Origin of the sequence: Roseixanthobacter glucoisosaccharinicivorans (assembly GCF_043195095.2) — a bacterium.
Classification (GTDB): domain Bacteria; phylum Pseudomonadota; class Alphaproteobacteria; order Rhizobiales; family Xanthobacteraceae; genus NCEH01.
In genome coordinates, this window is the sequence record NZ_CM195538.1 from 1,896,274 (window position 1) to 1,916,273 (window position 20,000).

The window sequence follows — 20,000 nt, forward strand, 5'->3', positions numbered from 1 at the left end:
AGAACCATGCGGCTGGTGTGAATGGTGAGCCCGTCGGGATTCGAACCCGAGACCCCATGATTAAAAGTCACGTGCTCTACCGGCTGAGCTACGGGCTCACTGGGCATGGGTGTTAGGCTGCGCGGGCCGCAGGGTCAAGGTGGCTAAGGGAAACTGCCTGTGCGCAGCCGGCCGTATGCGCCCGATTACCGCCCCGCGCGGTATTGACCGCATCCCGCACGCGCGCGCACCATCCGGCGCAGAAGGAGGCCCTTCATGCCCGTCATCAACCGTCTCGCCGATGCGGCGGACGAAATCACCGCCTGGCGCCAGCAACTCCACCAAACCCCGGAGCTGCAATATGATCTGCCTGTGACCTCGGGCTTTGTCGCCGAGCAATTGCAGGCGTTCGGCTGCGATGAGGTGGTCACCGGCATTGGGCGCACCGGCGTCGTGGGCGTGATCCGGGGCAATGGCGGGGCAGGGCGCACCATCGCCCTGCGGGCGGATATGGACGCTTTGCCGATTCTGGAACGCACCGGCGCCGTCTATGCGTCCAAGACGCCGGGAAAGATGCACGCCTGCGGCCATGACGGGCACACCGCCATGCTGCTGGGCGCCGCGCGCCACCTGGCTGAAACGCGCAACTTCGCCGGCACTGCCATCATGGTGTTTCAGCCGGCCGAAGAAGGCGGCGCGGGCGGCCGCGCCATGGTTCAGGACGGGCTGATGGAGCGGTTCGGCATCGACGAAGTCTATGGCATGCACAATCTGCCGGGTCTGCCGGTGGGCTTCTTCGGCATCCGCGAAGGGGCCATCATGGCTTCCGCCGACCATGTGGAGATCACCATCGAGGGCAAGGGCTCCCACGCCGCCAAGCCCCATGAGGGCGTGGACGTCGTGCTGACCGGCGCCTCCATCGTCACCGCATTGCAGCAGGTGGTGGCGCGCAACGTGGACCCGCTGGAGTCCGGCGTGGTGTCTATCGCCATGTTCCATGCCGGCGATGCCGACAATGTGCTGCCGCCGAGCGCGAAACTCACCGGCACGCTGCGCAGCCTCTCGCCCGCCGTGCGCATGCAGTTGCGCGAACGGGTGAAGCAGATCGCGGAAGGCGTGGCTGGCGCATTCGGCGCGCGTGCCGACGTGCAGTTTGTCGAGGGCTATCCCGTCACCATGAACCACCCCGCCCAGGCTGCCTTCGCGCAGCGCGTGGCGGAGGATGTGGCCGGCGCGCCGCAGGTGAACGGGGCCGCCCCGCCGCTCATGGCGGCCGAGGATTTCGCTTATATGCTGGAAGCGCGCCCCGGCGCCTATATCTTCGTGGGCAATGGACCGAGCGCCGGCCTGCACCATCCCGCCTATGATTTCGCCGATGCAGCGATCCCGTTCGGCGCGTCCTATTGGGTGCGCCTGGTGGAAACAGCCCTGGCGCCGGCCTGAGCTTAGGCGGCGTCCTGCGCGGTCACTTCGCCTTGCGCAGACGGAATTCGAGCACCCCGGCTTCCACCGTGCGCCCCTCGAAGGCATCGCCTGTCTGCTGGGCGATGTGGGGGATGTCGATGACCGCCATCGGATCGGTGCAGGTCACCACCAGGAGCGTTCCCGGCGCGAGGGTCGCGAGCGCCTTGCGGGTGCGCAGGGCGGGCAGGGGGCATTTCAGGCCCTTCAGGTCCAAATGCACCTCGCTCGGGCCGGCCTGCGGCCCATCCGGCAGCGGCCGACGCGGGAACGGGCCGATCACGCCGCCTGCTCCTTGAGCCGGGCGAGGCTCTCCTCGCGGCCCAGCACCGACAGAACGTCGAAGATCGGCGGCGAAGTGGTGCGCCCGGTGAGGGCGGCGCGCAGCGGCTGGGCGACGGCGCCGAGCTTGATGCCAGCGGTCTCCGCATAGGCCCGGACCGCCGCTTCGGTGGCCGGCACGGTCCATTCGACCGCGGCGAGCGCCGGCAGGAGGGCGCCGAGATGGGCGCGGGCCTCCCCGGTAAGCAACGCGCTCGCCTTCTCTTCCAGCGGCAGGGGGCGTTCGGCGAAGATGAAGCCGGCATTGTCCAGCAATTCCACCAGCGTCTTCGCCCGCTCCTTCAGGCCGGGCATGGCGGCGCGCAGTTGCGCCTTGTGCTCCGGCGTCATCTTGGCAAGCCGCTCCGCGCCATCCGGCAGATGGGGGATGAGGGCCATGACCGCATCGAACAAGTCATCGTCCGTGCTCGCGCGGATGTAATGCCCGTTGATGTTTTCCAGTTTCTGGAAATCGAACCGCGCGGCCGAGCGGCCCACATGGTCGAGATCGAACAAAGCGATCATTTCCTCGGTGGAGAACATCTCCTGGTCGCCGTGGCTCCAGCCGAGGCGCACCAGATAATTGCGCAGAGCCGCCGGCAGATACCCCATGGCGCGGTAGGCATCGACCCCGAGCGCCCCATGACGCTTGGAGAGCTTGGCGCCGTCCGGCCCGTGGATCAGCGGGATGTGGGCCATTTCCGGCACCGGCCAGCCAAGCGCGCGATAGATCTGGGTCTGACGGGCGGCATTGGTGAGATGGTCGTCGCCGCGGATGATGTGCGTGACGCCCATGTCATGGTCGTCCACCACCACCGCCAGCATATAGGTGGGCGTGCCGTCGGAGCGCAGCAGGACGAGGTCGTCCAGATCCTTGTTGGGGAAGGTGACGGTGCCCTGCACGAGGTCGTGGATCACGGTCTCGCCCTCCTGCGGCGCGCGCAGGCGGATCACCGGCTTGCGGTCCTTCGGCGCCTCGGCTGGATCGCGATCACGCCAGCGGCCGTCATAGCGTGGGGGGCGGCCTTCCTTGCGGGCGGTCTCGCGCATCTCCTCCAGCTCTTCCGCGCTGGCATAGCAGGGATAGGCATTGCCCAGCGCCACCATCTGCGCCACCGCTTCCTGGTGCCGCGCGACACGGGCAAACTGATAGACCGTGTCGCCATCCCATTCGATGCCGAGCCATTTCAGGCCATCGAGGATCGCGTCGATGGCTTCCTTGGTCGAGCGCTGGCGGTCCGTGTCCTCGATGCGCAGCAGCATCTTGCCGCCCTTCGCCCTGGCATAGAGCCAGTTGAACAAGGCGGTGCGGGCGCCGCCGATGTGCAGGAAGCCCGTGGGAGAAGGAGCAAAGCGCGTAACGATCTCTGACATGAAGTCCGCCGAAAAGGGGTCTGGAGCGGGGCGGGCGCGTCGCCGGGATGCTTGGTGCATCGCCGGCATGTGGCGCGCGGGCGGCGCCCGTGTAGCATAGGCGCGCGCGTTGGGGAACGCGGGGGCATGGCAGGGACATCAAACACCGGCGAGGACGGCCCGTCGTGCGCACGGATGCGCGGCGCGCGCGCCGCTGTCTGGGGCACGGGACAGGCCGCGCCGCGCCCGCTCAGTATCCTCGGCGATCTGCGGGCGCGCCTGTTCGCCGCCCTTGCCGCTGACATCCGCGCCGAGGCGGAGGCGGGGCGGCTGGTGCTGTGGCTGCCGGTGCTGTTTGCCGTCGGCATCCTGCTCTATTTCGGCGCCGACCAGGAGCCCTCGCTGGTCGCGTGCCTTCTGCTGACGGCGGCGCTGCTGGCCGCGACGCTCGCGGCGCGGGCGCGCGTCTATTCCTTCGCAGTGCTGGCGGGCGTGACGGCGCTCGCCTGCGGCTTTACCCTGGCCTGCCTCCAGACCGCCCGCATCACGCGGCCGATCCTTATCCCACCAGCGGGGACGGTGCGGCTGACGGGATTCGTGGAGCATCTGGAGAAACGCGCCACCGCCGACCGAATCCTGCTGCGGGTCGAGACCGCCCAAGCACGGGGACTGGCTTTCAAGCCGGAACGGGTGCGCCTGTCGTTGCCGCGTGGCTCGGCGCCCACCGTCGGCGCCGGGATCAGCGTTTCCGCGCGGCTACTGCCGCCACTCGGGCCGGCCATGGCGGGAGAGCATGATTTCGGCCGGGCACCGTGGTTCGCCGGCATCGACGCGGTGGGCTTCGCCCTCGGCGCGCCGAAAGCGGCCCCCCTGGCGCAGGCGCCACCGCTCTCGGTGCGCATCGCCGCTTTGGTCCACACGGTGCGGGTCGCGCTCGCCGCCCGCATCCGCCTGGTGCTGAGCGGCGCTGCCGCCGATATCGCCGTGGCGCTCGTGACCGGCGACCGCTCCTCCATCGCGCCGGCCGTGGAAGAGAGCATGCGCCTCTCCGGCCTGACCCATGTGCTCTCGATTTCCGGGCTGCACATGGCGCTGGTGGCGGGCACGCTGTTCGCCCTGGTGCGCGGGTTGTTAGCGCTGTTCCCACCTCTGGCGCTCGGCGCGCCGGTCAAGTCTCTCGCGGCGCTCTGCGCATTGCTGGGAAGCGCGCTCTATCTCGTCCTGTCGGGCAATGACGTGGCCGCGCAGCGCTCGTTCCTGATGCTGGGCCTGGTGCTATTGGGCGTGATCGTCGGACGCGCCGCGCTGACCCTTCGAAGCGTCGCGGTTGCGGCGGTGCTGGTGCTCGCGGCGGCGCCGGTCTCGGTGCTCGATCCCGGGATGCAGATGTCGTTTGCCGCGACGCTCGCGCTGGTGGCGGCGTTCGAGCGGTTGCGTCCGTTGCGGCCGGGATGGACCGCAGAGGGATGGGTCGCGCGCGCCGCGCTGAAGCTTGGCGTGTTCGTGGGCGGCCTCGCGCTGACCTCCCTGGTCGCGGGCCTTGCGACGGCGCCGTACGGCGCCCTGCATTTCCAGCGAATCGGCGCCTATGGCCTGCTCTCGAATCTCGCCGCCATGCCGGCCGTGAGCTTCCTGGTGATGCCGTTCGGCCTACTCGGCGTGCTGCTGCTGCCGTTCGGCCTGGATTCGCTGGCGTGGCCCATCATGGGGCTCGGCATCGACATCATGGTGGGCGTATCGAACAAGGTCGCGGCGCTGCCGGGCGCCGGCCTGCGGACCGACTGGTTCAATGCGCCCTCGGTCCTTGCCGCGAGCCTTGCCTTGTTGTGCCTGTGCCTCCTGCGCGGACGGCTCGCGGCGATCGCGGTGGTTCCGGCGCTGGCAGCACTCGCGCTCGGCGGAGCGCCGCAGCGTCCGGACATATTGATCGCGCCGAACGGGCGGACAGTCGCGGTGCGCGCGGCGGACGGACGGCTCTCCATCCTCGGGGCGACGTCCAACCGGATGGTGGCGGACCAATGGCTCAGCCGGGAAAGTGATGGCCGCACCTCCCGGTCCGAGGGATTGGCCGACGCCTTTCGCTGCGACAAGCTGGGGTGCACGGCCTCCACCTCGGGCGGGGTCCTCGCCGTCTCGCGCCGGCCGGAGGGGCTGGAGGCGGACTGCCTGAACGCGGCGCTCATCGTCACACCGTACCCTGCCCCCAAGAGGTGCCCGGCCCAGGTGATCACGCCCGCCAACATGGTGAATACCGGCACGCTTGCCTTGTTTCGTGCACCTGAAGGGACCGTGCCGCCCGAACGATGGCGGATCGTTCCGGCCCGCTCCACCAGCCAGCAGCGCCCTTGGATGCCGCCCTTACCTCCGGTCGCCGAGGGGGAAAGGGAAGCGGGGGCCGTCGAACAGATCGAGGCTGACGCCGCCCGTTAAGTCCCGCCGGTACGGACACAGATCAGCCGGAACCCGGACAGCTCAATAGCGGCGCATCAGGCCGACGAGCCGTCCCTGAACCCGGATCCGGTCCGGACCAAAGATCCGGGTCTCATAGGCCGGGTTGGCGGCCTCCAGCGCGATGGAAGCGCCCTTCTTGCGCAGGCGCTTCAAGGTGGCTTCCTCGTCGTCCACGAGGGCGACGATGATGTCGCCTGTCTCGGCGCTGTCGCATTTGCGGATCAGCACGGTGTCGCCATCCAGGATGCCGGCTTCGATCATGCTGTCGCCGCGCACTTCCAGAGCGAAGTGCTCGCCCGTGCCCAGCATTTCCGGCGGCACGTTCAAGGTGTGGCTGCGGGTTTGGATCGCAGAAATGGGAGAGCCGGCGGCGATGCGGCCCATGACCGGCACGGTCACGGTGGGCGAACTCTCCTCGTCCTCCACCGGCGGGCGTACCCGGCCGAGGCTGCCTTCGATGACGCTCGGCGAGAAGCCACGCCCGCCGGCGGACGCCGCACGGCTCGCAGCAAGGCCAGGGGCGGCGCTGTCCGGCAGGCGGACCACTTCCAACGCCCGGGCGCGATTGGGAAGGCGGCGAATGAAGCCGCGCTCTTCCAGGGCCGTGATCAACCGATGAATGCCGGACTTGGAGCGAAGGTCGAGGGCTTCCTTCATCTCGTCGAAGGAGGGCGGGACGCCGGTTTCCTTCAGGCGTTCATGGATGAAACGCAACAGATCATATTGCTTGCGCGTCAGCATGGTCTCACCCGTCCCCATCCCGCTTCCGGTTCGGCAGCGATGACCCAAAGGACATCATCAAAACCGAAACAAATCATGAACAAGCATTAGCTGTTCCTTTTGTGTTCCGCAAGGGTGAACATCGCGTTAACGGTATTTCAGGAGGGCAGTTGAAGCACCGAGCAAGGATCGCCGGTCGCGCCGGCGGGTGCGAAAGCCGGCCGGATCAACAGGCAATCGGCCATGGCAAGGGTGGTCAGCATGGAGCTGTCCTGGATCGGCAGCGGTGTTGCGACCAAGGCCCCGTCTGCGGCGAACGACAGGGTCGCGCGCATGTAATCGACCCGGGAATCATTGGCCTTCACCGGGCAGCCGAGGCGCGCCGCGCGCAGTGGTTGGCCCTGGGCGGCGCGCTGAAGCGCATTCAGCAGCGGAACGAGAAACAGCACGGCACCGACATAGGCCGACACCGGGTTGCCCGGCAGGCCGAGCACGCGCATGCCGCCGCGCGCGCCGAACATCAGCGGTTTTCCTGGCCGCAGGGCGATCCTGTGAACGGTCAGCGCCACGCCTTCGGCCCGCAAAGCCGGGGCGATCAGGTCGTGCTCACCCACCGAGGCCCCGCCGGAGGTGATCAGCACGTCTAGTCCCGATTCGCTTGCAGCGCGGATCGCGGCGCGGGTGGCATCGAGGGAATCGCCTACGAGGCCGAGATCCACCGCTTCGGCACCATAAGCACGGGCGAGCGCCGCCAGGCCGTAGACATTCGACACCACGACGTCGGAGAGCGCGCCGCCGCCGTCGCCCGGGCGAACCAGCTCGTCGCCGGTTTGCAAAATCCCCACCTTCGGCCGCGCGACGACGTCGAGCCTGGAATGATCGGCCGCCGCCGCCAGCATCACGTCGCGGTCCGTCAGGCGCCGTCCGGCGGGCAGGATCAGGCTGCCCGCGGGAAAATCAAACCCCGCCTTGCGCACGTTGCGCAGCGGTGCGGTGGCGGCGGTGGTGGTGATGAGATCGCCGTCGCGCGCGATATTCTCCTGAATCACCACCGTGTCCGCGCCCGTGGGCAGGAGCGCGCCGGTGAAGATGCGCACTGCTTCCCCCCGCGCGAGTGCACCCGCAAACGGACGCCCGGCGGCGGATTCGCCGATGACGCGCAAGGTCGCGGGAACCTGCGCGATGTCGGCGGCGGCCACCGCATATCCGTCCATGGCTGACATGTCGGCCGCCGGTTGGCTGCGCCGCGCCCAAAGATCGGCGGCGAGCACGCGGCCCGTAGCCTCGTCCACGGGCACGGATTGCACGGACAAGGGCGCGACGCCGGCCACCACGAGCGCGAGGGCCTCTTCCACCGGCATCAATGCCATGTCGCCTGCTCCAAATTCCTGTTTCTGGCTCGGGCGCCTTAGGCGTCGTCGGCGCGCCACTCGCCGGAGCGACCGCCGGCTTTCTCCAGCAGGCGAATCCCCTCGATGCGCATGCCGCGGTCAGCGGCCTTGGCCATGTCATAGATGGTCAGGCAGGCGAGGGAAACCGCCGTCAGCGCCTCCATCTCGACGCCGGTCTGTCCGCTCACCTTCACCCGCGCGCGCACCACGAGACCGGGCAGGGCCGCATCAGGCTCGATCTCCACTTCCACCTTCGAAATCATCAAGGGATGGCACAGGGGGATGAGCTCATGGGTGCGCTTTGAAGCCATGATCCCGGCGATCCGGGCGACGCCGAGCACGTCGCCCTTCTTCGCATTGCCCGACAGGATCAGCTCCAGGGTCGCCGCCGCCATCACGACCCGCCCTTCCGCCAGCGCCTCGCGCGTGGTGACCGCCTTTTGCGAGACGTCGACCATGCGCGCGGCGCCCTGGGCATCCAGATGGGTCAGTTCGGTCATGGCGTCAGCGGCTCCTCGTCCAGGTCTGGGTCTGGCACAGCGGCACGATCACGCAACCGCGTACCTTGAGCGTGTTGTCGCCGTCCAGGGTCAATGTGGCGCTATAGGTCTTGCCGTCCTCGGCATTGTAGATTTCGCCGCCGGTCCAGGTGGTCGGCCCACCCGAGAAGCCCTGGAGAATCTGCAGTCCCTTGAGCGGGCGGCTGCGCAGCGATGCGTTGGAATTGTTGAGATCCTTCAGCGCCGGATCGGCCTTGATGCCGTCGGAAGAGACCAGCCGGCCGCAAACGGAATTCCCGCATTTCGTGATTTCTACGATGCCGTTCTTCGTCGGTGTCGCCCAACTGCCGGTCACGTCGGCGGCGAAGGCGGGTACGCAGGCGACCGACAGCACAGCCGCCACAAGCAGCGTCCTCATGAGCATTCTCCTGAGATCGTTTCCTCGCACCGCCTCGTTGCGGACGGTTGCGCCGCCATTAGACGCTAAGGTGACGTATACGGCAAGATCACGCCGCAAGAAGCGTGCGTGTCGCGGAAGCGACATCGCTTTGCCGCATCAGGCTTTCGCCCACGAGGATCGTGCCGATGCCGACGCCAGCGAGGCGCGTCACGTCCTGCGGAGTGAAGATGCCGCTTTCGCCGATGCAGATGCGGTCCTTCGGTACCCGTGGGGCGAGGAGCGCGCTGGTGTCCAGCGTGGTCTCGAAGGTCCGCAGATTGCGGTTGTTGATGCCGACCAGCGTGCAGGGCAGGGCAAGCGCGCGATCCAGCTCTTCTGCGTCATGGACTTCCACGATGGCGTCCATGCCATAGGCGGTCGCCGCGTCCAGCAGGTCGCGGGCCAACGCGTCATCGACGCCGGCCATGATGATCAGGATGCAGTCGGCGCCCCAGGCCCGCGCTTCCGCCACCTGATAAGTGTCGTACATGAAATCCTTCCGCAGCACCGGCAGGGAAACCGCCGCGCGCGCCTGGATCAGGAATTGCGGCGCGCCCTGGAACGAGGGCGTGTCGGTGAGGACGGAGAGGCACGCGGCCCCGCCCGCCTCATAGGCGCGGGCGAGCGCGGGAGGATCAAAGTCAGGGCGGATCAGGCCCTTGGAGGGGCTGGCCTTCTTGATCTCGGCGATCAAAGCGGTGCGTCCGGCATCCAGAGCCGCGCGCAGGGCGCCGGCGAACGGGCGAACCGGGCTGGCCGCGCGGGCGGCCGCTTCCACCTCGGAAAGCGGGCGCGCGGCCTTGGCGGCGGCGATCTCCTCGCGCTTATAGGCTTCGATGCGGGTGAGGATATCGCTCATGACTTCACCGGGGGCGCGACTTTTTCAGAAACCATCACCAGCTGTTCCAGCCGGGCGCGCGCCGAGCCGGTGTCGAGGGAGGTCTGCGCCATGGCTACCCCGTCGGTAAGATCGGCAGCGCGGCCGGCAATGAGCAGCGCCGCCGCAGCATTCATCACCGCCACGTCGCGATAGGCGCCGGGTTCGCCATCCAGCACCGCGCGCAGGGCGATGGCATTGTGAGCGGCATCGCCGCCCTTCAAGGCCTCGGGCGCGACGCAGCGCAGACCCACATCCTCCGGCGCAATCTCGAACGTGTGGATGCGGTCGTCTTCCAGCGAGGCGACATGGGTGACGCCGGACAAGGTGATCTCGTCCAAGCCGTCGGAGCCGTTGACCACCCAGGCCCGCTGCGATCCGAGCGTGCGCAGCACTTCGGCCAGCGGCACGATCCAGGATTTGGCATAGACGCCCACCATCTGGCGCTTCACGCCGGCCGGATTGGAGAGCGGTCCGAGCAGGTTGAAGATGGTGCGGGTGCCCATTTCCACCCGCGTCGGCCCCACATGCTTCATGGCCGGATGATGAGAGGGCGCGAACATGAAGCCGATGCCGGCCTCCGCGATACAGCGCGAGATGCCCTCAGGCATAAGGTCCAGCCGCACGCCCAGCGCGGCCAGCACGTCGGCGGCGCCGGACTTGGAGGAGAGCGCGCGGTTGCCGTGCTTGGCCACCGGAACGCCCGCGCCCGCCACAATGAAGGCGGCGCAGGTGGAGATATTGTAGGAGCCGGAGGCATCGCCCCCGGTACCCACCACATCCACCGCCTCGTCCGGCGCTTCCACCGGCAACATCTTGGCGCGCATGACGCTGACCGCGCCGGCGATTTCCTCCACGGTCTCGCCGCGCACGCGCAGGCCCATGAGCAGCGCGCCCATCTGCGAGGGCGTGGCATCGCCCGACATCATCTTGTCGAAGACGTAGGCGGATTCCTCGCGCGTCAGCGCCGCGCCGGTCGCGACCTTGCCGAGCAGGGGACGGAACTGTTCCATGGCGTCAGCTCCGCGCCTGCCGGCCTTCGTTGAAGGCGCGAGCGATCTCAAGGAAATTGCGCAGCAAAGCGTGACCATTTTCCGAGGCGATGCTCTCGGGATGGAATTGCACGCCGTGCACGGGCAGCGTGCGGTGGGCAAGGCCCATGATCAGCCCATCCTCGGTGCGCGCGGTCACTTCCAGCGCGTCGGGCAGGGTGTTCTGCTCGACGATCAGGGAGTGATAGCGCGTGGCGAGGAAGGAATGGTTCAGGCCGCGGAACACCGAGCGGCCTTCGTGGTGGATCTGCGACATCTTCCCGTGCATGGGAATCGGCGCGCGTACCACGTCACCGCCGAACACCTGGCCGATCGCCTGATGGCCGAGGCACACGCCGAACAGCGGCACTTGCGTGCTGGCCCGCGCGATGAGATCGCAGCAGATGCCGGCTTCCGTGGGCGTGCACGGGCCGGGTGATATGACGATGGCGTCCGGCTTTTCGGCCAGCACATCCTCGACGCTCAGCGCATCGTTGCGGTGAACGGTGACGTTTGCGCCCAGCTCGCCGAGATAATGGACGAGGTTGTAGGTGAAGCTGTCGTAATTATCGATCAGCGTAACGGCGGTCATCGTGGCTCCAGGCCCGGCGGATCCGGGCAGGCGCGCTCCTCGCGGAAGATGTGGGAGCTGCCCCTGAGTTAAAGCGCGGGGGTGACGGAAGGGTCAAGCCTCACGCCATCGCTCGTGGATGCACACGGGACGCGCCATGTTCACTGGCCCCTCTTGGCATGGGCGGCGAAGCGCACCGCTTCCTCGCCGGCGCGGAACAGGGCCTTGGCCTTGTTGATGCACTCCTGATGCTCGCTCAGCGGCACGGAATCATACACCAGCCCGGCGCCGGCCTGCACATACATGCGCCCGTCCTTCACCACGGCTGTGCGCAGCACGATGCAGGTGTCCATCTCGCCATTGGCGCTGAAATAGCCGATGGCGCCGGCATAGATGCCGCGCTTGTCCTTCTCCAGCTCGTCGATGATTTCCATGGCCCGCACCTTGGGCGCACCGGAGACCGTGCCGGCGGGAAAGCCCGCCGCGAGCGCGTCGAGCGCGTCGAAGCGCGGGTCCACCTTCCCCTCGACGTTGGAGACGATGTGCATCACCTGGCTGTAGCGCTCGATGAAGAAGCTGTCGGTGACCTCCACCGTGCCGATCTGCGAGACCCGGCCCGCATCGTTGCGGCCGAGGTCCAGTAGCATCAGATGCTCGGCCCGCTCCTTGGGATCGGCGAGCAATTCCTGGGCGAGTGCCTCGTCCTCGACATGGGTCGCACCCCGCTTGCGGGTGCCGGCGATGGGGCGGATGGTGACCTTGCCGTCGCGCAGCCGCACCAGGATTTCCGGGCTGGAGCAGACGACGGAAAAGCCCTCGAAGTTCAGATACACCAGGAACGGTGCAGGATTGACCCGCCGCAACGCTCGGTAGAGCGCGAACGGGGGCAGGGCGAACGGGCTTTCGAACCGCTGGGAGAGCACCACCTGGAAGATGTCGCCGGCGCGGATGTAATCCTTCGCCTTCTCCACCATGGCGCAGAATTCCGCCTCGGTGGTGTTGGAAACGGGCTCCACATGGGTGTGAAACGGCTCCGGCGCCGGGTGGGCCATGGGCCGGTCGAGCCCTGCCACCACGCTGTCGAGCCGGGCGAGCGCCGCCTCGAACGCCGCGCGGGCGGACACGCCCTCCTGCGGGCGCACCGGCGTCACGGCGGTGAGTTCGTCCTTCACCGCATCGAACACCACCATCAGCGTCGGCCGGATGAGCAAAGCTTCCGGCACGCCGATGGGATCGGGCTTGGCCGGCGCGAGGCGCTCCATCTGGCGCACCATGTCGTAGCCGAGATAGCCGAAAACGCCCGCCGCCATGGGCGGGGCCCCGGCCGGCAGATCGATGGCCGATTCGGCGAGCAGGCGGCGCAGGGCCACCAGCGGCGGCTCGGCACAGGGCTCGAAGGCGCGGGTGTCACTCAAAGCGGAACGGTTGATTTCCGCCTTGTCGCCATTGGCCCGCCAGATCACGTCGGGATCGAGGCCGATCATGGAATAGCGGCCGCGCGTCTGGCCGCCCTCCACCGATTCCAGCAGGAACGCATTGGGCTTTTCGCCCGCGATCTTGAGGAAGGCGGAAACCGGCGTCTCGAGGTCCGCGATCAGGGTGGTGGTCACCACCTGCGCCTCGCCGCGCGCATAGCGCTGGGCGAAGGCATCGAAATCCGTGGGAGCGTTCATCATGGTCGCGATCAATTCGTGCCGCCGCCGATCGCCTGCTGAAGCAGGCGTTCGTTGACCGAGACGCCAATCTGGCTGCGCAACTGGGCGAGATATTGCAGCAGCAGGTCGGTTTCGATCTGCTGGCCGATGCGCGTCGCGGCCTGCTGTTCGGCCGGCGTCACCTCCGGCACCGTGATGCCGGTCACCTGGAACACGATGCGCTCGGCGGGCACTGTGCCCGACGCGAGACCATAGCCGTTCAGCGGCACGTCGAAGATCTTGGCCACCGCGTCGGGGGAGAAATCCGAGGCGGCACGGCCTCTTTGCAGATTCTGTGCGGTTTTTACTTCAAGACCGGCACCGGTGGCGACCTGCACCAGTGGCTGGCCGCCCTGAAGCTCCGCCAGCAATTGCTTCGCCTTGGCGTCCACCGCCTTGACGGTTTCATCCTCGGTCCAGCGGGCGAGCACCTGGTCGCGCACTTCGTCGAACGGGCGTTCGCGGGCGGGCGTCACTTCGTTGAGGTCGTACCAGACATAACCGCCGTTCTGCGGCAGCTGCACCGGCTCGGTCTCGACGCCGGGCCGGGAAGCGAAGGCGCCCGCCACCACGTCGGCGGCGCCGGGAAGATCGCGGATCTCCGCTCCCGAGGGATCGCGGCCGGATCGGTCCACCGCATCAATGGTCTCCGTCTGGAGTCCCAGCTTCTGCGCGATTTCGGCGAGGGTCGCTCCAGAGCCGCGCTCATCCTCGATGGAATCATGCTTGTCGAGCAGTTCGCGCCGCGCACGATCCAGGGCGAGTTCCTTGCGCAGCACGTCTTGCACCTGCTCGAACGGCTGCACCTTGGCGGGTTCGATCTTGGTGACATGCACCAAGGCCGAACCGAACGCGCCGGGAATAGGTGCGCTGGTCCCATCGAGCGGCAGGGAGAAGGCGGCCTCCGCGATCTTCGGGTCGATAAGGTCGGAGCGCACGACGGTGCCGAGGTCGATATCCTTCGGGCTGAGGCCGCGCGCAGCGGCAATCTGGTCGAAGGTTTCTCCGGCCTTGATCTTGTCCGCCGCCTGTTGTGCCTCGTCCGCATTGGAGAACACGATCTGCTGGACCTCGCGTCGCTCAGGTGAGCCGAACCGGCCGGTATTGCGGTCATAGGCCGCCTTCACGTCCGCGTCCGCCACCTGCACCCAGGGCGCAAGGGCCGCAGGGGTGAGGGCGAGGGCCGTGATCTTGCGATACTCGGGCGCCCGGAAGGTGATCTTGTGGGCGTTGAAGAACGCCTGGAGTTGCTCGTCGATCGGCGTCGGCACGGGCCCGGCGGCAGTCGGGCCGACCGACATATAAGCCACCGCGCGCTGCTCGCTCTCATAGCGATGCGCCGCATCCAGAAGCACCGCCGGGGGGGCAAGGTCGCCGCCGAGCGCGGAAGCAATCTGCTGGCGCAGCATGCGCTGCTTCTCGGCCGCGAGGAACCGCGGCTCGGTGAGATTGTTGGCGCGCAGGAGCTGCTGGAAATAGGCGGGATCGAACTCGGTCGCACCGGGCCGGCGCAGGGCCGGATTGGCGCGCACCGCGCGCGCGACCTCCTCATCGGAAATCGCAAGGCCGAGCGCCTTGGCGGTGTCGTCGAGTGTGGCTTCGGCCACCATCTGGTTCAGGATCTGCCGGTCGAGGCCGAACGCGCGCGCCTGCTCGGGCGTGAACGGGCGCCCGGTGCGACGGCCGATCTGCTGCACCTGGTCCAGATACTGCTGACGGAACGCGTCGGCCGAAATCTCGGTGTCCCCGACTTTCGCGACAGCGCGGGCGCTTTGGCCCCGAAACACGTCTGCGATGCCCCAAACGAGAAAGCTGACGGTGAGCAGAAGAAGGAAAGCCTTGGCGATGAAGCCGGAGGCGCCTTTACGGAGAGTCTGAAGTACCATTGCTCAGTCTGGTTTGAGGAGGGGCGCGGCCCCGACGCAGAAGGCGCGCATCATAGGGAGGGGCACCCCGCGCCGCAACGGCGCAGGCGGTGCTGTTTGCCGTGTTGCGCGCCCTCTGATAACCGGTCGGAAACTTCCCTGTCCATCCGTGTCTGTCCTGGAGGATTTCATGCCCGTTGCCCGCCGCCCGCTCGTTGCCGGAAACTGGAAAATGAACGGGCTGCGGCACTCGGGGGCGGAATTGCTCGCCATGGTCGATGGCTATGACGCTGCCCTGCAGGCCCACGTCGACCTTCTGATCTGCCCGCCGGCCACCTTGATCGCCGGATTGGCCGGCGAGATCGCCGGCGCGGCCATCGCGATCGGCGGGCAGGATTGCCATGCCAAGCCCTGCGGCGCCCATACGGGGGATATCTCCGCCGAAATGATCGCCGATGCGGGCGGCACCTTCGTTATCGTCGGCCACAGCGAGCGGCGCACGGACCACGCGGAAAGCGACGACATGGTCCGCGCCAAGGGCGCCGCCGCGCTGCGGGCGGGGCTTATTCCGGTGGTCTGCGTCGGCGAGACGCAGGCGGAACGCGACGCGGGCGCGTGCCTGCACGTTGTCGCGCGGCAGGTGCGCGCCTCGGTGCCGGAAGAGGCTGCGGCCGACCGGCTCGTGATCGCCTATGAGCCGGTCTGGGCGATCGGATCGGGCAGGGTTCCGACCGTCGAGGAGGTCGAGGAGGTGCATACGGAGATTCGCAGCGTGCTGCGCGAGCGGTTCGGCGCGGAAGCTGAAAAGGTGCGCATCCTGTACGGCGGCTCGGTGAAGCCGGAGAATGCTGCTGTTTTGCTCCACGCCGCGAATGTGGACGGCGCCCTGGTGGGCGGGGCGAGCCTGAAAGCCGCCGATTTCCTGGCGATCGCCCGCGCCTATCTTTAAGGCGGCGCCGCGCCGTTCCCTGGCGCGGAAGCCCGACGCACGGCTTTAAGAGCAGGCTCAGGGACATGGCCCTGAGCCTGTGACGATTAAATTACAGCGAGAAGTTCGTCGCGCTCAGCAATTGCTTGATCACGCTCAGCTCTTCGCCGCTGGTCGGGGTCTTCTGCGAGACGAAATCGAACACCTTGCCGTCCTGCAAGCCGTAATTCGCGATGCGGGTGACGCGGCGATTCTTATCGAAATAGATCGCCAGCACCTTCTGCTCGGTGATCTCCGGCTTCAGGAAGGCAACCCGCTTTTCCACCTGGGAGATGTAATAGAAGACGTCGCCGTTCACGGTGGATACGGTGGAGGGCGTGCCGAGCACCAACAGAACCTGCTCCTGGCTCGAGCCCACCGGCACCTGTTCCAGGGCGCCCTCGCTCAGAACATAGCCGCGCTGGTAGGTACGCACCACGCCGCTGATCGACGTTCCCGTCCCGCCGACAAAATTCGAACAGCCGGACAAGGTGCCGGCGATCGCCACCAGTGCGAGCGCTGCACAGACCGGCCTGCGGGCGTAGCTGCGCGAAACGGAACTTCTCACTTGCGATGACGCCACGCCGATTCCCTCAATTTCAGCCCGTGCGGCACATGCCGCCTGATCCCTGTGCGATGCCCCTGCAGATGCCACTGCCCTTGCCACGACGCCTCCAGCGCGCTACGCCCCATGCTCATCCGCGTCTTGCCAACGAGCGACGCACAGACCCGCAAAAAGTGATGCTGAATCTGTTTCGTCGACCCGAGCGCCGAGCGACCATCCAGCGCCTCTATGGCGTGATCGTGGCGCAGGCGCGGCAGCCCGCCTTCTATACCGACTTTGCCGTGCCCGATACCATAGAGGGGCGGTTCGAATTGGTGTTGCTGCATACATTTCTGGTTTGCCATCGCCTCAAGAGCGGGGACGAGGCCAGCCGGGACATGTCGCAAATGGTGTTCGACGCGTTTCTCGACGACATGGACCGCACCTTGCGTGAGATGGGGGTCGGCGATCTTTCCGTGCCCAAGCGGATGAAGAAGATCGGCCAGGCCTTCTACGGCCGCGCCGGCGTGTTCGATGCCGCCTTGCAGGCCGACGCCGCGCCCGGTGCGCTGGATGAGGCGGTAGCCCGGAATGTGTATGAAGTCGAGCCGGCCGCGCTCGGTACGCCGGGCAAGGCGCTCGCCACCTATGTGCGACAGGCCGTCGCGGTGCTGGCCGCGACACCGGCCGAGGTGTTCGCGCGCGGCGAGGTCCATTTTCCCGCCCCGAATGCAGGCGAGGGTGCCGTTCATGACTGATCTGCCTTACATCCATCGCGTATCCCTGGACGACGTGCCGGCCCATGGGCTCGCCGTGACCCTCGTGCCCGACGAGGCCCAGAGGGCGGCGCTGGCGCGGTTCCTGGACATTCCCGCCGTCCACAGCCTGACCGCGGACCTGCGCGTCATCCAGGAGGGTGCGGGCGCCCATGTGGCCGGACGCATGAAAGCGCAGGTGCGCCAGGTTTCCGTGGTCTCCCTGGAGCCGTTCGACACCGATCTCGACGAGGAGATCGACGTCCATTTCGCGCCCGAGGAAGCCATCGCGGCGCGCGCGGTCGATGCCGATGACCCGGAAGCCGAATTGGATCAGCCCGACGCCATCGTCGACGGCGGCATGGACCTGGGACATCTCGTAACGGAATTCCTTTCGCTCGCTCTGGATCCTTACCCGCGCATGCCGGGTGAGACATTCGAAACCGTCGCGGAGGCGCCGGAAGCGCTCTCGCCCTTTGCCGAACTCGCCCGTCTGAAGGACAAATCTTGATTGCCTGCGTCAAATATTGCGGTGTGCGCCCGAGTGGTTATTGTCCGGCCGCTCTGAAGCGGGTGCCTCGTCCGCGGAACAAACTGGAACGTTTGCCTCGATGACCGTGCCCGTTCGCATCGCCGTTGACGCCATGGGCGGAGACCATGGCCCAGACACCGTTCTCGCCGGTGCCGCGATCGCGCTTGAGCGGCACCCGGACCTTCACTTCATCCTGTTCGGGAATGAAGAGCGCGTGCGCGCCGTGCTCACCGAGCATCCGCGCCTCGCGGCCGCTTCGCGGGTGGTCCATACCGAGATTGTCGTCGGCATGGACGACAAGCCCAGCCAGGCGCTGCGCAACGGCCGATACAAATCCTCCATGTGGCGCGCGATCGACGCGGTGAAGACGCAGGACGCCGATGCGGCCGTCTCCGCCGGCAATACCGGCGCGCTCATGGCTATGGCCAAGTTTAACCTGCGCACCATGCCGGGCATCGGCCGGCCGGCGATCGCCGCCATCTGGCCGACCCTGCGCGGCGAAAGCATCGTGCTTGATGTCGGCGCCTCGATCGGCGCCACCGCGCAAAGCCTCGTCGAAATGGCGATCATGGGATCCGCCATGGCGCGGTCCGTGCTAGCCATCGAGCGCCCCACAATCGGCCTGCTGAACGTGGGCGTGGAAGAAATCAAGGGCGTCGAGGAAGTCAAGGAAGCCGGCCGTCTGCTGCGCGAGGACACCGCCACCGACCTGCTCTATCACGGCTTCGTGGAAGGCAATGATATCGGCGCGGGAACGGTGGATGTGGTTGTGACGGAAGGATTTTCCGGCAACATCGCGCTGAAGACCGCCGAAGGCACCGCCAAGCAGCTGGCGAGCTATCTGCGCTCCGCCATGGGGCGGACCTGGCGCACCAAGCTCGGCTATTTGCTGGCACGCGACGCGTTTCGCGTCCTGCGGGAAAAAATGGATCCGCGGCGCTCGAACGGCGGAGTCTTTCTCGGCCTCAATGGCGTTGTGATCAAAAGCCACGGCGGCGCGGATGCGGAGGGCTTCGCCGCGGCCGTGGATCTTGGCTACGACATGGTGCGGCATCAATTGCTGTCGCGCATCAAAACCAGTCTCCTCGCACGCGTGCCTTCGTCCGATGCGACGGCCGCGACGCTACCGGCAGAAGCGGAAGGTCAATCGTGAGCTTACTCAAGTCCGTGGTCCGGGGTGTGGGGTCCTATCTTCCGGAACGGGTCCTCACCAATAGCGAACTTGCCCGCTCGGTTGACACTTCGGACGAATGGATCGTGCAGCGGACCGGGATCCGCGAGCGTCATATCGCCGCGACCGGCGAGCTGACGTCGGATCTCGCGCGCCAGGCGGCGACCCGCGCGCTGGCGGATGCCGGGCTCGCTTCCGACGACATCGACCTGATTATCCTCGCGACTTCGACCCCGGACCAGACCTTTCCGGCCACCGCCGCAACAGTCCAGGCACAACTCGGAATCACGCGCGGCGCAGCGTTCGATTTGCAGGCGGTGTGCTCGGGGTTCGTGTTCGCCCTGGCCACGGCCGATGCCCATTTGCGCACCGGCAGCTTCACGCGTGCGCTGGTGATCGGCGCCGAGACCTTCTCCCGCATCCTTGATTGGGAGGATCGCGGCACCTGCGTCCTGTTCGGCGACGGCGCCGGCGCCGTGGTGCTTGAGGCGCTCGATGCGGACGAAGCGGGCGAGCGGGGCATTCTGACCACACATCTGCGCTCCGATGGACGCCACCGTAGCAAATTGTTTGTGGATGGCGGGCCGTCCTCCACCCAGACCGTCGGACATTTGCGCATGGAAGGCCGCGAGGTTTTCAAGCATGCGGTGGGCATGATCACCGACGTGATCGAGGACGCGTTCGCGGCAACAGGTGCCACGGCGGAGACGATCGACTGGTTCGTCCCGCACCAGGCCAACCGCCGAATCATCGACGCGAGCGCGCAGAAGCTTGGGATTTCACCCGCCAAGGTTGTGACCACCGTCGACCTCCATGGGAATACCTCTGCCGCTTCGATCCCTCTCGCGCTGGACACGGCGCACAAGGATGGCCGCATCAAATCCGGCGACCTGGTTTTGCTGGAAGCGATGGGCGGCGGCTTTACCTGGGGTTCCGCTTTAATCCGATGGTAGGTAAATCATTAATGACGTTGACCAGCCTCGCCCTGAGTGGATAGGGTCACGACGGCTGACCCTCTCTGTTGGGGCCGGGGAGACATATGGCTGGTAAGACCATAACGCGTGCCGATCTCTGCGAGGCGGTCTACCAACAGGTAGGCTTGTCGCGAACGGAATCCGCAGCGCTTGTTGAGCTCGTGCTGAGCGAAATCGCCGACTGCCTCGCCAAAGGCGAGACGGTGAAGCTTTCCTCTTTCGGTTCTTTCGTGGTGCGCTCGAAAGGGCAGCGCATCGGCCGTAACCCGAAGACCGGCGAAGAGGTGCCCATCGAGCCTCGCCGCGTCATGGTCTTCAAGCCGTCCAGCATCTTGAAGAATCGCATAAACGGGCGCACAGAAAACGGCCTGGATCGCGACTGATCCGCTGGTGCGGGCGGAATG

20 protein-coding genes and 1 tRNA gene are annotated in these 20,000 nt (G+C 67.0%); 8 read left to right on the plus strand and 13 right to left on the minus strand.

The genetic code is table 11. The features are described from left to right. Nucleotides 1-22: 22 nt before the first annotated feature. Nucleotides 23-98: transfer RNA gene (locus V5F78_RS08500), tRNA-Lys, on the minus strand. A gap of 157 nt (nucleotides 99-255) precedes the next feature. On the opposite strand from V5F78_RS08500, the gene V5F78_RS08505 reads away from it, so the two are divergent. Beyond that, nucleotides 256-1,422: a M20 aminoacylase family protein gene (locus V5F78_RS08505; RefSeq protein ID WP_394071439.1), complete on the plus strand. Its 1,167-nt coding sequence runs from the start codon at nucleotides 256-258 to the stop codon at nucleotides 1,420-1,422. 22 nt (nucleotides 1,423-1,444) lie between these two features. Here the strand turns inward: V5F78_RS08505 and V5F78_RS08510 are convergent, their stop codons facing one another. Next, entirely contained in the window at nucleotides 1,445-1,723 is a 279-nt protein-coding gene (locus V5F78_RS08510; protein ID WP_394071438.1) for a sulfurtransferase TusA family protein, read from the minus strand. Next, nucleotides 1,720-3,135, minus strand: a complete 1,416-nt coding sequence (gene gltX, locus V5F78_RS08515; RefSeq protein ID WP_394071437.1) for a glutamate--tRNA ligase — start codon at nucleotides 3,133-3,135, stop codon at nucleotides 1,720-1,722. The genes V5F78_RS08510 and gltX overlap by 4 nt, the downstream gene beginning before the upstream one ends. 126 nt (nucleotides 3,136-3,261) lie before the next feature. On the opposite strand from gltX, the gene V5F78_RS08520 reads away from it, so the two are divergent. Next, a complete protein-coding gene (locus V5F78_RS08520; protein ID WP_394071436.1) occupies nucleotides 3,262-5,544 on the plus strand; it encodes a ComEC/Rec2 family competence protein in 2,283 nt (760 codons plus the stop codon). A 42-nt stretch (nucleotides 5,545-5,586) separates the two neighbouring features. Here V5F78_RS08520 and lexA read toward each other — a convergent pair whose 3' ends face one another. The 9 genes from lexA to V5F78_RS08565 form a co-directional block, all read right to left on the minus strand. Beyond that, nucleotides 5,587-6,306: a transcriptional repressor LexA gene (gene lexA / locus V5F78_RS08525; protein WP_394071435.1), complete on the minus strand. Its 720-nt coding sequence runs from the start codon at nucleotides 6,304-6,306 to the stop codon at nucleotides 5,587-5,589. Between the two features lie 137 nt (nucleotides 6,307-6,443). Further along, on the minus strand, nucleotides 6,444-7,655 hold the full coding sequence (locus tag V5F78_RS08530; RefSeq protein WP_394071434.1) for a molybdopterin molybdotransferase MoeA: 1,212 nt from the start codon (nucleotides 7,653-7,655) through the stop codon (nucleotides 6,444-6,446). A 38-nt stretch (nucleotides 7,656-7,693) separates the two neighbouring features. After that, on the minus strand, nucleotides 7,694-8,176 hold the full coding sequence (gene moaC / locus V5F78_RS08535; RefSeq protein ID WP_394071433.1) for a cyclic pyranopterin monophosphate synthase MoaC: 483 nt from the start codon (nucleotides 8,174-8,176) through the stop codon (nucleotides 7,694-7,696). 4 nt (nucleotides 8,177-8,180) lie between these two features. Beyond that, a complete protein-coding gene (locus V5F78_RS08540) occupies nucleotides 8,181-8,594 on the minus strand; it encodes a DUF2147 domain-containing protein (protein ID WP_394071432.1) in 414 nt (137 codons plus the stop codon). Between the two features lie 88 nt (nucleotides 8,595-8,682). Continuing rightward, nucleotides 8,683-9,474, minus strand: a complete 792-nt coding sequence (gene trpC, locus V5F78_RS08545; RefSeq protein ID WP_394071431.1) for an indole-3-glycerol phosphate synthase TrpC — start codon at nucleotides 9,472-9,474, stop codon at nucleotides 8,683-8,685. Continuing rightward, a complete protein-coding gene (trpD, locus tag V5F78_RS08550) occupies nucleotides 9,471-10,505 on the minus strand; it encodes an anthranilate phosphoribosyltransferase (protein ID WP_394071430.1) in 1,035 nt (344 codons plus the stop codon). Before trpD ends, trpC begins: the two co-directional genes overlap by 4 nt. A gap of 4 nt (nucleotides 10,506-10,509) precedes the next feature. Continuing rightward, a complete protein-coding gene (locus V5F78_RS08555; RefSeq protein ID WP_394071429.1) occupies nucleotides 10,510-11,115 on the minus strand; it encodes an anthranilate synthase component II in 606 nt (201 codons plus the stop codon). 140 nt (nucleotides 11,116-11,255) lie between these two features. Beyond that, complete coding sequence (gene trpE, locus V5F78_RS08560; RefSeq protein ID WP_394071629.1) at nucleotides 11,256-12,767, minus strand: anthranilate synthase component I; 1,512 nt, start codon at nucleotides 12,765-12,767, stop codon at nucleotides 11,256-11,258. A gap of 11 nt (nucleotides 12,768-12,778) precedes the next feature. Further along, the gene (locus tag V5F78_RS08565) at nucleotides 12,779-14,674 is read right to left on the minus strand and encodes a peptidylprolyl isomerase (protein ID WP_394071428.1); all 1,896 of its coding nucleotides are present in this window, start codon (nucleotides 14,672-14,674) and stop codon (nucleotides 12,779-12,781) included. A 169-nt stretch (nucleotides 14,675-14,843) separates the two neighbouring features. Between V5F78_RS08565 and tpiA the strand changes: the two genes are divergently transcribed. Next, the gene (tpiA, locus tag V5F78_RS08570; protein ID WP_394071427.1) at nucleotides 14,844-15,602 is read left to right on the plus strand and encodes a triose-phosphate isomerase; all 759 of its coding nucleotides are present in this window, start codon (nucleotides 14,844-14,846) and stop codon (nucleotides 15,600-15,602) included. A gap of 91 nt (nucleotides 15,603-15,693) precedes the next feature. On the opposite strand, the gene V5F78_RS08575 is transcribed toward tpiA, so the two are convergent. Beyond that, nucleotides 15,694-16,188, minus strand: a complete 495-nt coding sequence (locus V5F78_RS08575; RefSeq protein WP_394071426.1) for an outer membrane protein assembly factor BamE — start codon at nucleotides 16,186-16,188, stop codon at nucleotides 15,694-15,696. Nucleotides 16,189-16,361: 173 nt separating this feature from the next. Between V5F78_RS08575 and V5F78_RS08580 the strand changes: the two genes are divergently transcribed. The 5 genes from V5F78_RS08580 to V5F78_RS08600 all read left to right on the plus strand — a co-directional run bounded on the left by V5F78_RS08580 (nucleotide 16,362) and on the right by V5F78_RS08600 (nucleotide 19,979). Continuing rightward, nucleotides 16,362-16,922 (plus strand): ubiquinol-cytochrome C chaperone family protein, encoded by a 561-nt coding sequence (locus tag V5F78_RS08580; RefSeq protein ID WP_394071425.1) that lies wholly within the window; start codon nucleotides 16,362-16,364, stop codon nucleotides 16,920-16,922. Then, nucleotides 16,915-17,430, plus strand: a complete 516-nt coding sequence (locus V5F78_RS08585; RefSeq protein ID WP_394071424.1) for a YceD family protein — start codon at nucleotides 16,915-16,917, stop codon at nucleotides 17,428-17,430. The genes V5F78_RS08580 and V5F78_RS08585 overlap by 8 nt, the downstream gene beginning before the upstream one ends. A 100-nt stretch (nucleotides 17,431-17,530) precedes the next feature. After that, entirely contained in the window at nucleotides 17,531-18,604 is a 1,074-nt protein-coding gene (gene plsX, locus V5F78_RS08590; protein ID WP_394071423.1) for a phosphate acyltransferase PlsX, read from the plus strand. Next, nucleotides 18,601-19,575 (plus strand): beta-ketoacyl-ACP synthase III, encoded by a 975-nt coding sequence (locus V5F78_RS08595; RefSeq protein ID WP_394071422.1) that lies wholly within the window; start codon nucleotides 18,601-18,603, stop codon nucleotides 19,573-19,575. Before plsX ends, V5F78_RS08595 begins: the two co-directional genes overlap by 4 nt. An 86-nt stretch (nucleotides 19,576-19,661) precedes the next feature. Continuing rightward, nucleotides 19,662-19,979 (plus strand): integration host factor subunit alpha, encoded by a 318-nt coding sequence (locus V5F78_RS08600; protein ID WP_348845236.1) that lies wholly within the window; start codon nucleotides 19,662-19,664, stop codon nucleotides 19,977-19,979. Nucleotides 19,980-20,000 lie beyond the last annotated feature (21 nt).

Coding starts and splice junctions, on each gene's coding strand:
- V5F78_RS08530 (WP_394071434.1), bottom strand. CDS start 7,655: ATGGCATTGATGCCGGTGGAAGAGGCCCTCGCGCTCGTGGTGGCCGGC.
- V5F78_RS08580 (WP_394071425.1), top strand. CDS start 16,362: ATGCTGAATCTGTTTCGTCGACCCGAGCGCCGAGCGACCATCCAGCGC.
- V5F78_RS08520 (WP_394071436.1), top strand. CDS start 3,262: ATGGCAGGGACATCAAACACCGGCGAGGACGGCCCGTCGTGCGCACGG.
- gltX (WP_394071437.1), bottom strand. CDS start 3,135: ATGTCAGAGATCGTTACGCGCTTTGCTCCTTCTCCCACGGGCTTCCTG.
- trpE (WP_394071629.1), bottom strand. CDS start 12,767: ATGAACGCTCCCACGGATTTCGATGCCTTCGCCCAGCGCTATGCGCGC.
- V5F78_RS08585 (WP_394071424.1), top strand. CDS start 16,915: ATGACTGATCTGCCTTACATCCATCGCGTATCCCTGGACGACGTGCCG.
- tpiA (WP_394071427.1), top strand. CDS start 14,844: ATGCCCGTTGCCCGCCGCCCGCTCGTTGCCGGAAACTGGAAAATGAAC.
- lexA (WP_394071435.1), bottom strand. CDS start 6,306: ATGCTGACGCGCAAGCAATATGATCTGTTGCGTTTCATCCATGAACGC.
- V5F78_RS08565 (WP_394071428.1), bottom strand. CDS start 14,674: ATGGTACTTCAGACTCTCCGTAAAGGCGCCTCCGGCTTCATCGCCAAG.
- V5F78_RS08600 (WP_348845236.1), top strand. CDS start 19,662: ATGGCTGGTAAGACCATAACGCGTGCCGATCTCTGCGAGGCGGTCTAC.
- trpC (WP_394071431.1), bottom strand. CDS start 9,474: ATGAGCGATATCCTCACCCGCATCGAAGCCTATAAGCGCGAGGAGATC.
- V5F78_RS08555 (WP_394071429.1), bottom strand. CDS start 11,115: ATGACCGCCGTTACGCTGATCGATAATTACGACAGCTTCACCTACAAC.
- V5F78_RS08540 (WP_394071432.1), bottom strand. CDS start 8,594: ATGAGGACGCTGCTTGTGGCGGCTGTGCTGTCGGTCGCCTGCGTACCC.
- trpD (WP_394071430.1), bottom strand. CDS start 10,505: ATGGAACAGTTCCGTCCCCTGCTCGGCAAGGTCGCGACCGGCGCGGCG.
- moaC (WP_394071433.1), bottom strand. CDS start 8,176: ATGACCGAACTGACCCATCTGGATGCCCAGGGCGCCGCGCGCATGGTC.
- V5F78_RS08505 (WP_394071439.1), top strand. CDS start 256: ATGCCCGTCATCAACCGTCTCGCCGATGCGGCGGACGAAATCACCGCC.
- plsX (WP_394071423.1), top strand. CDS start 17,531: ATGACCGTGCCCGTTCGCATCGCCGTTGACGCCATGGGCGGAGACCAT.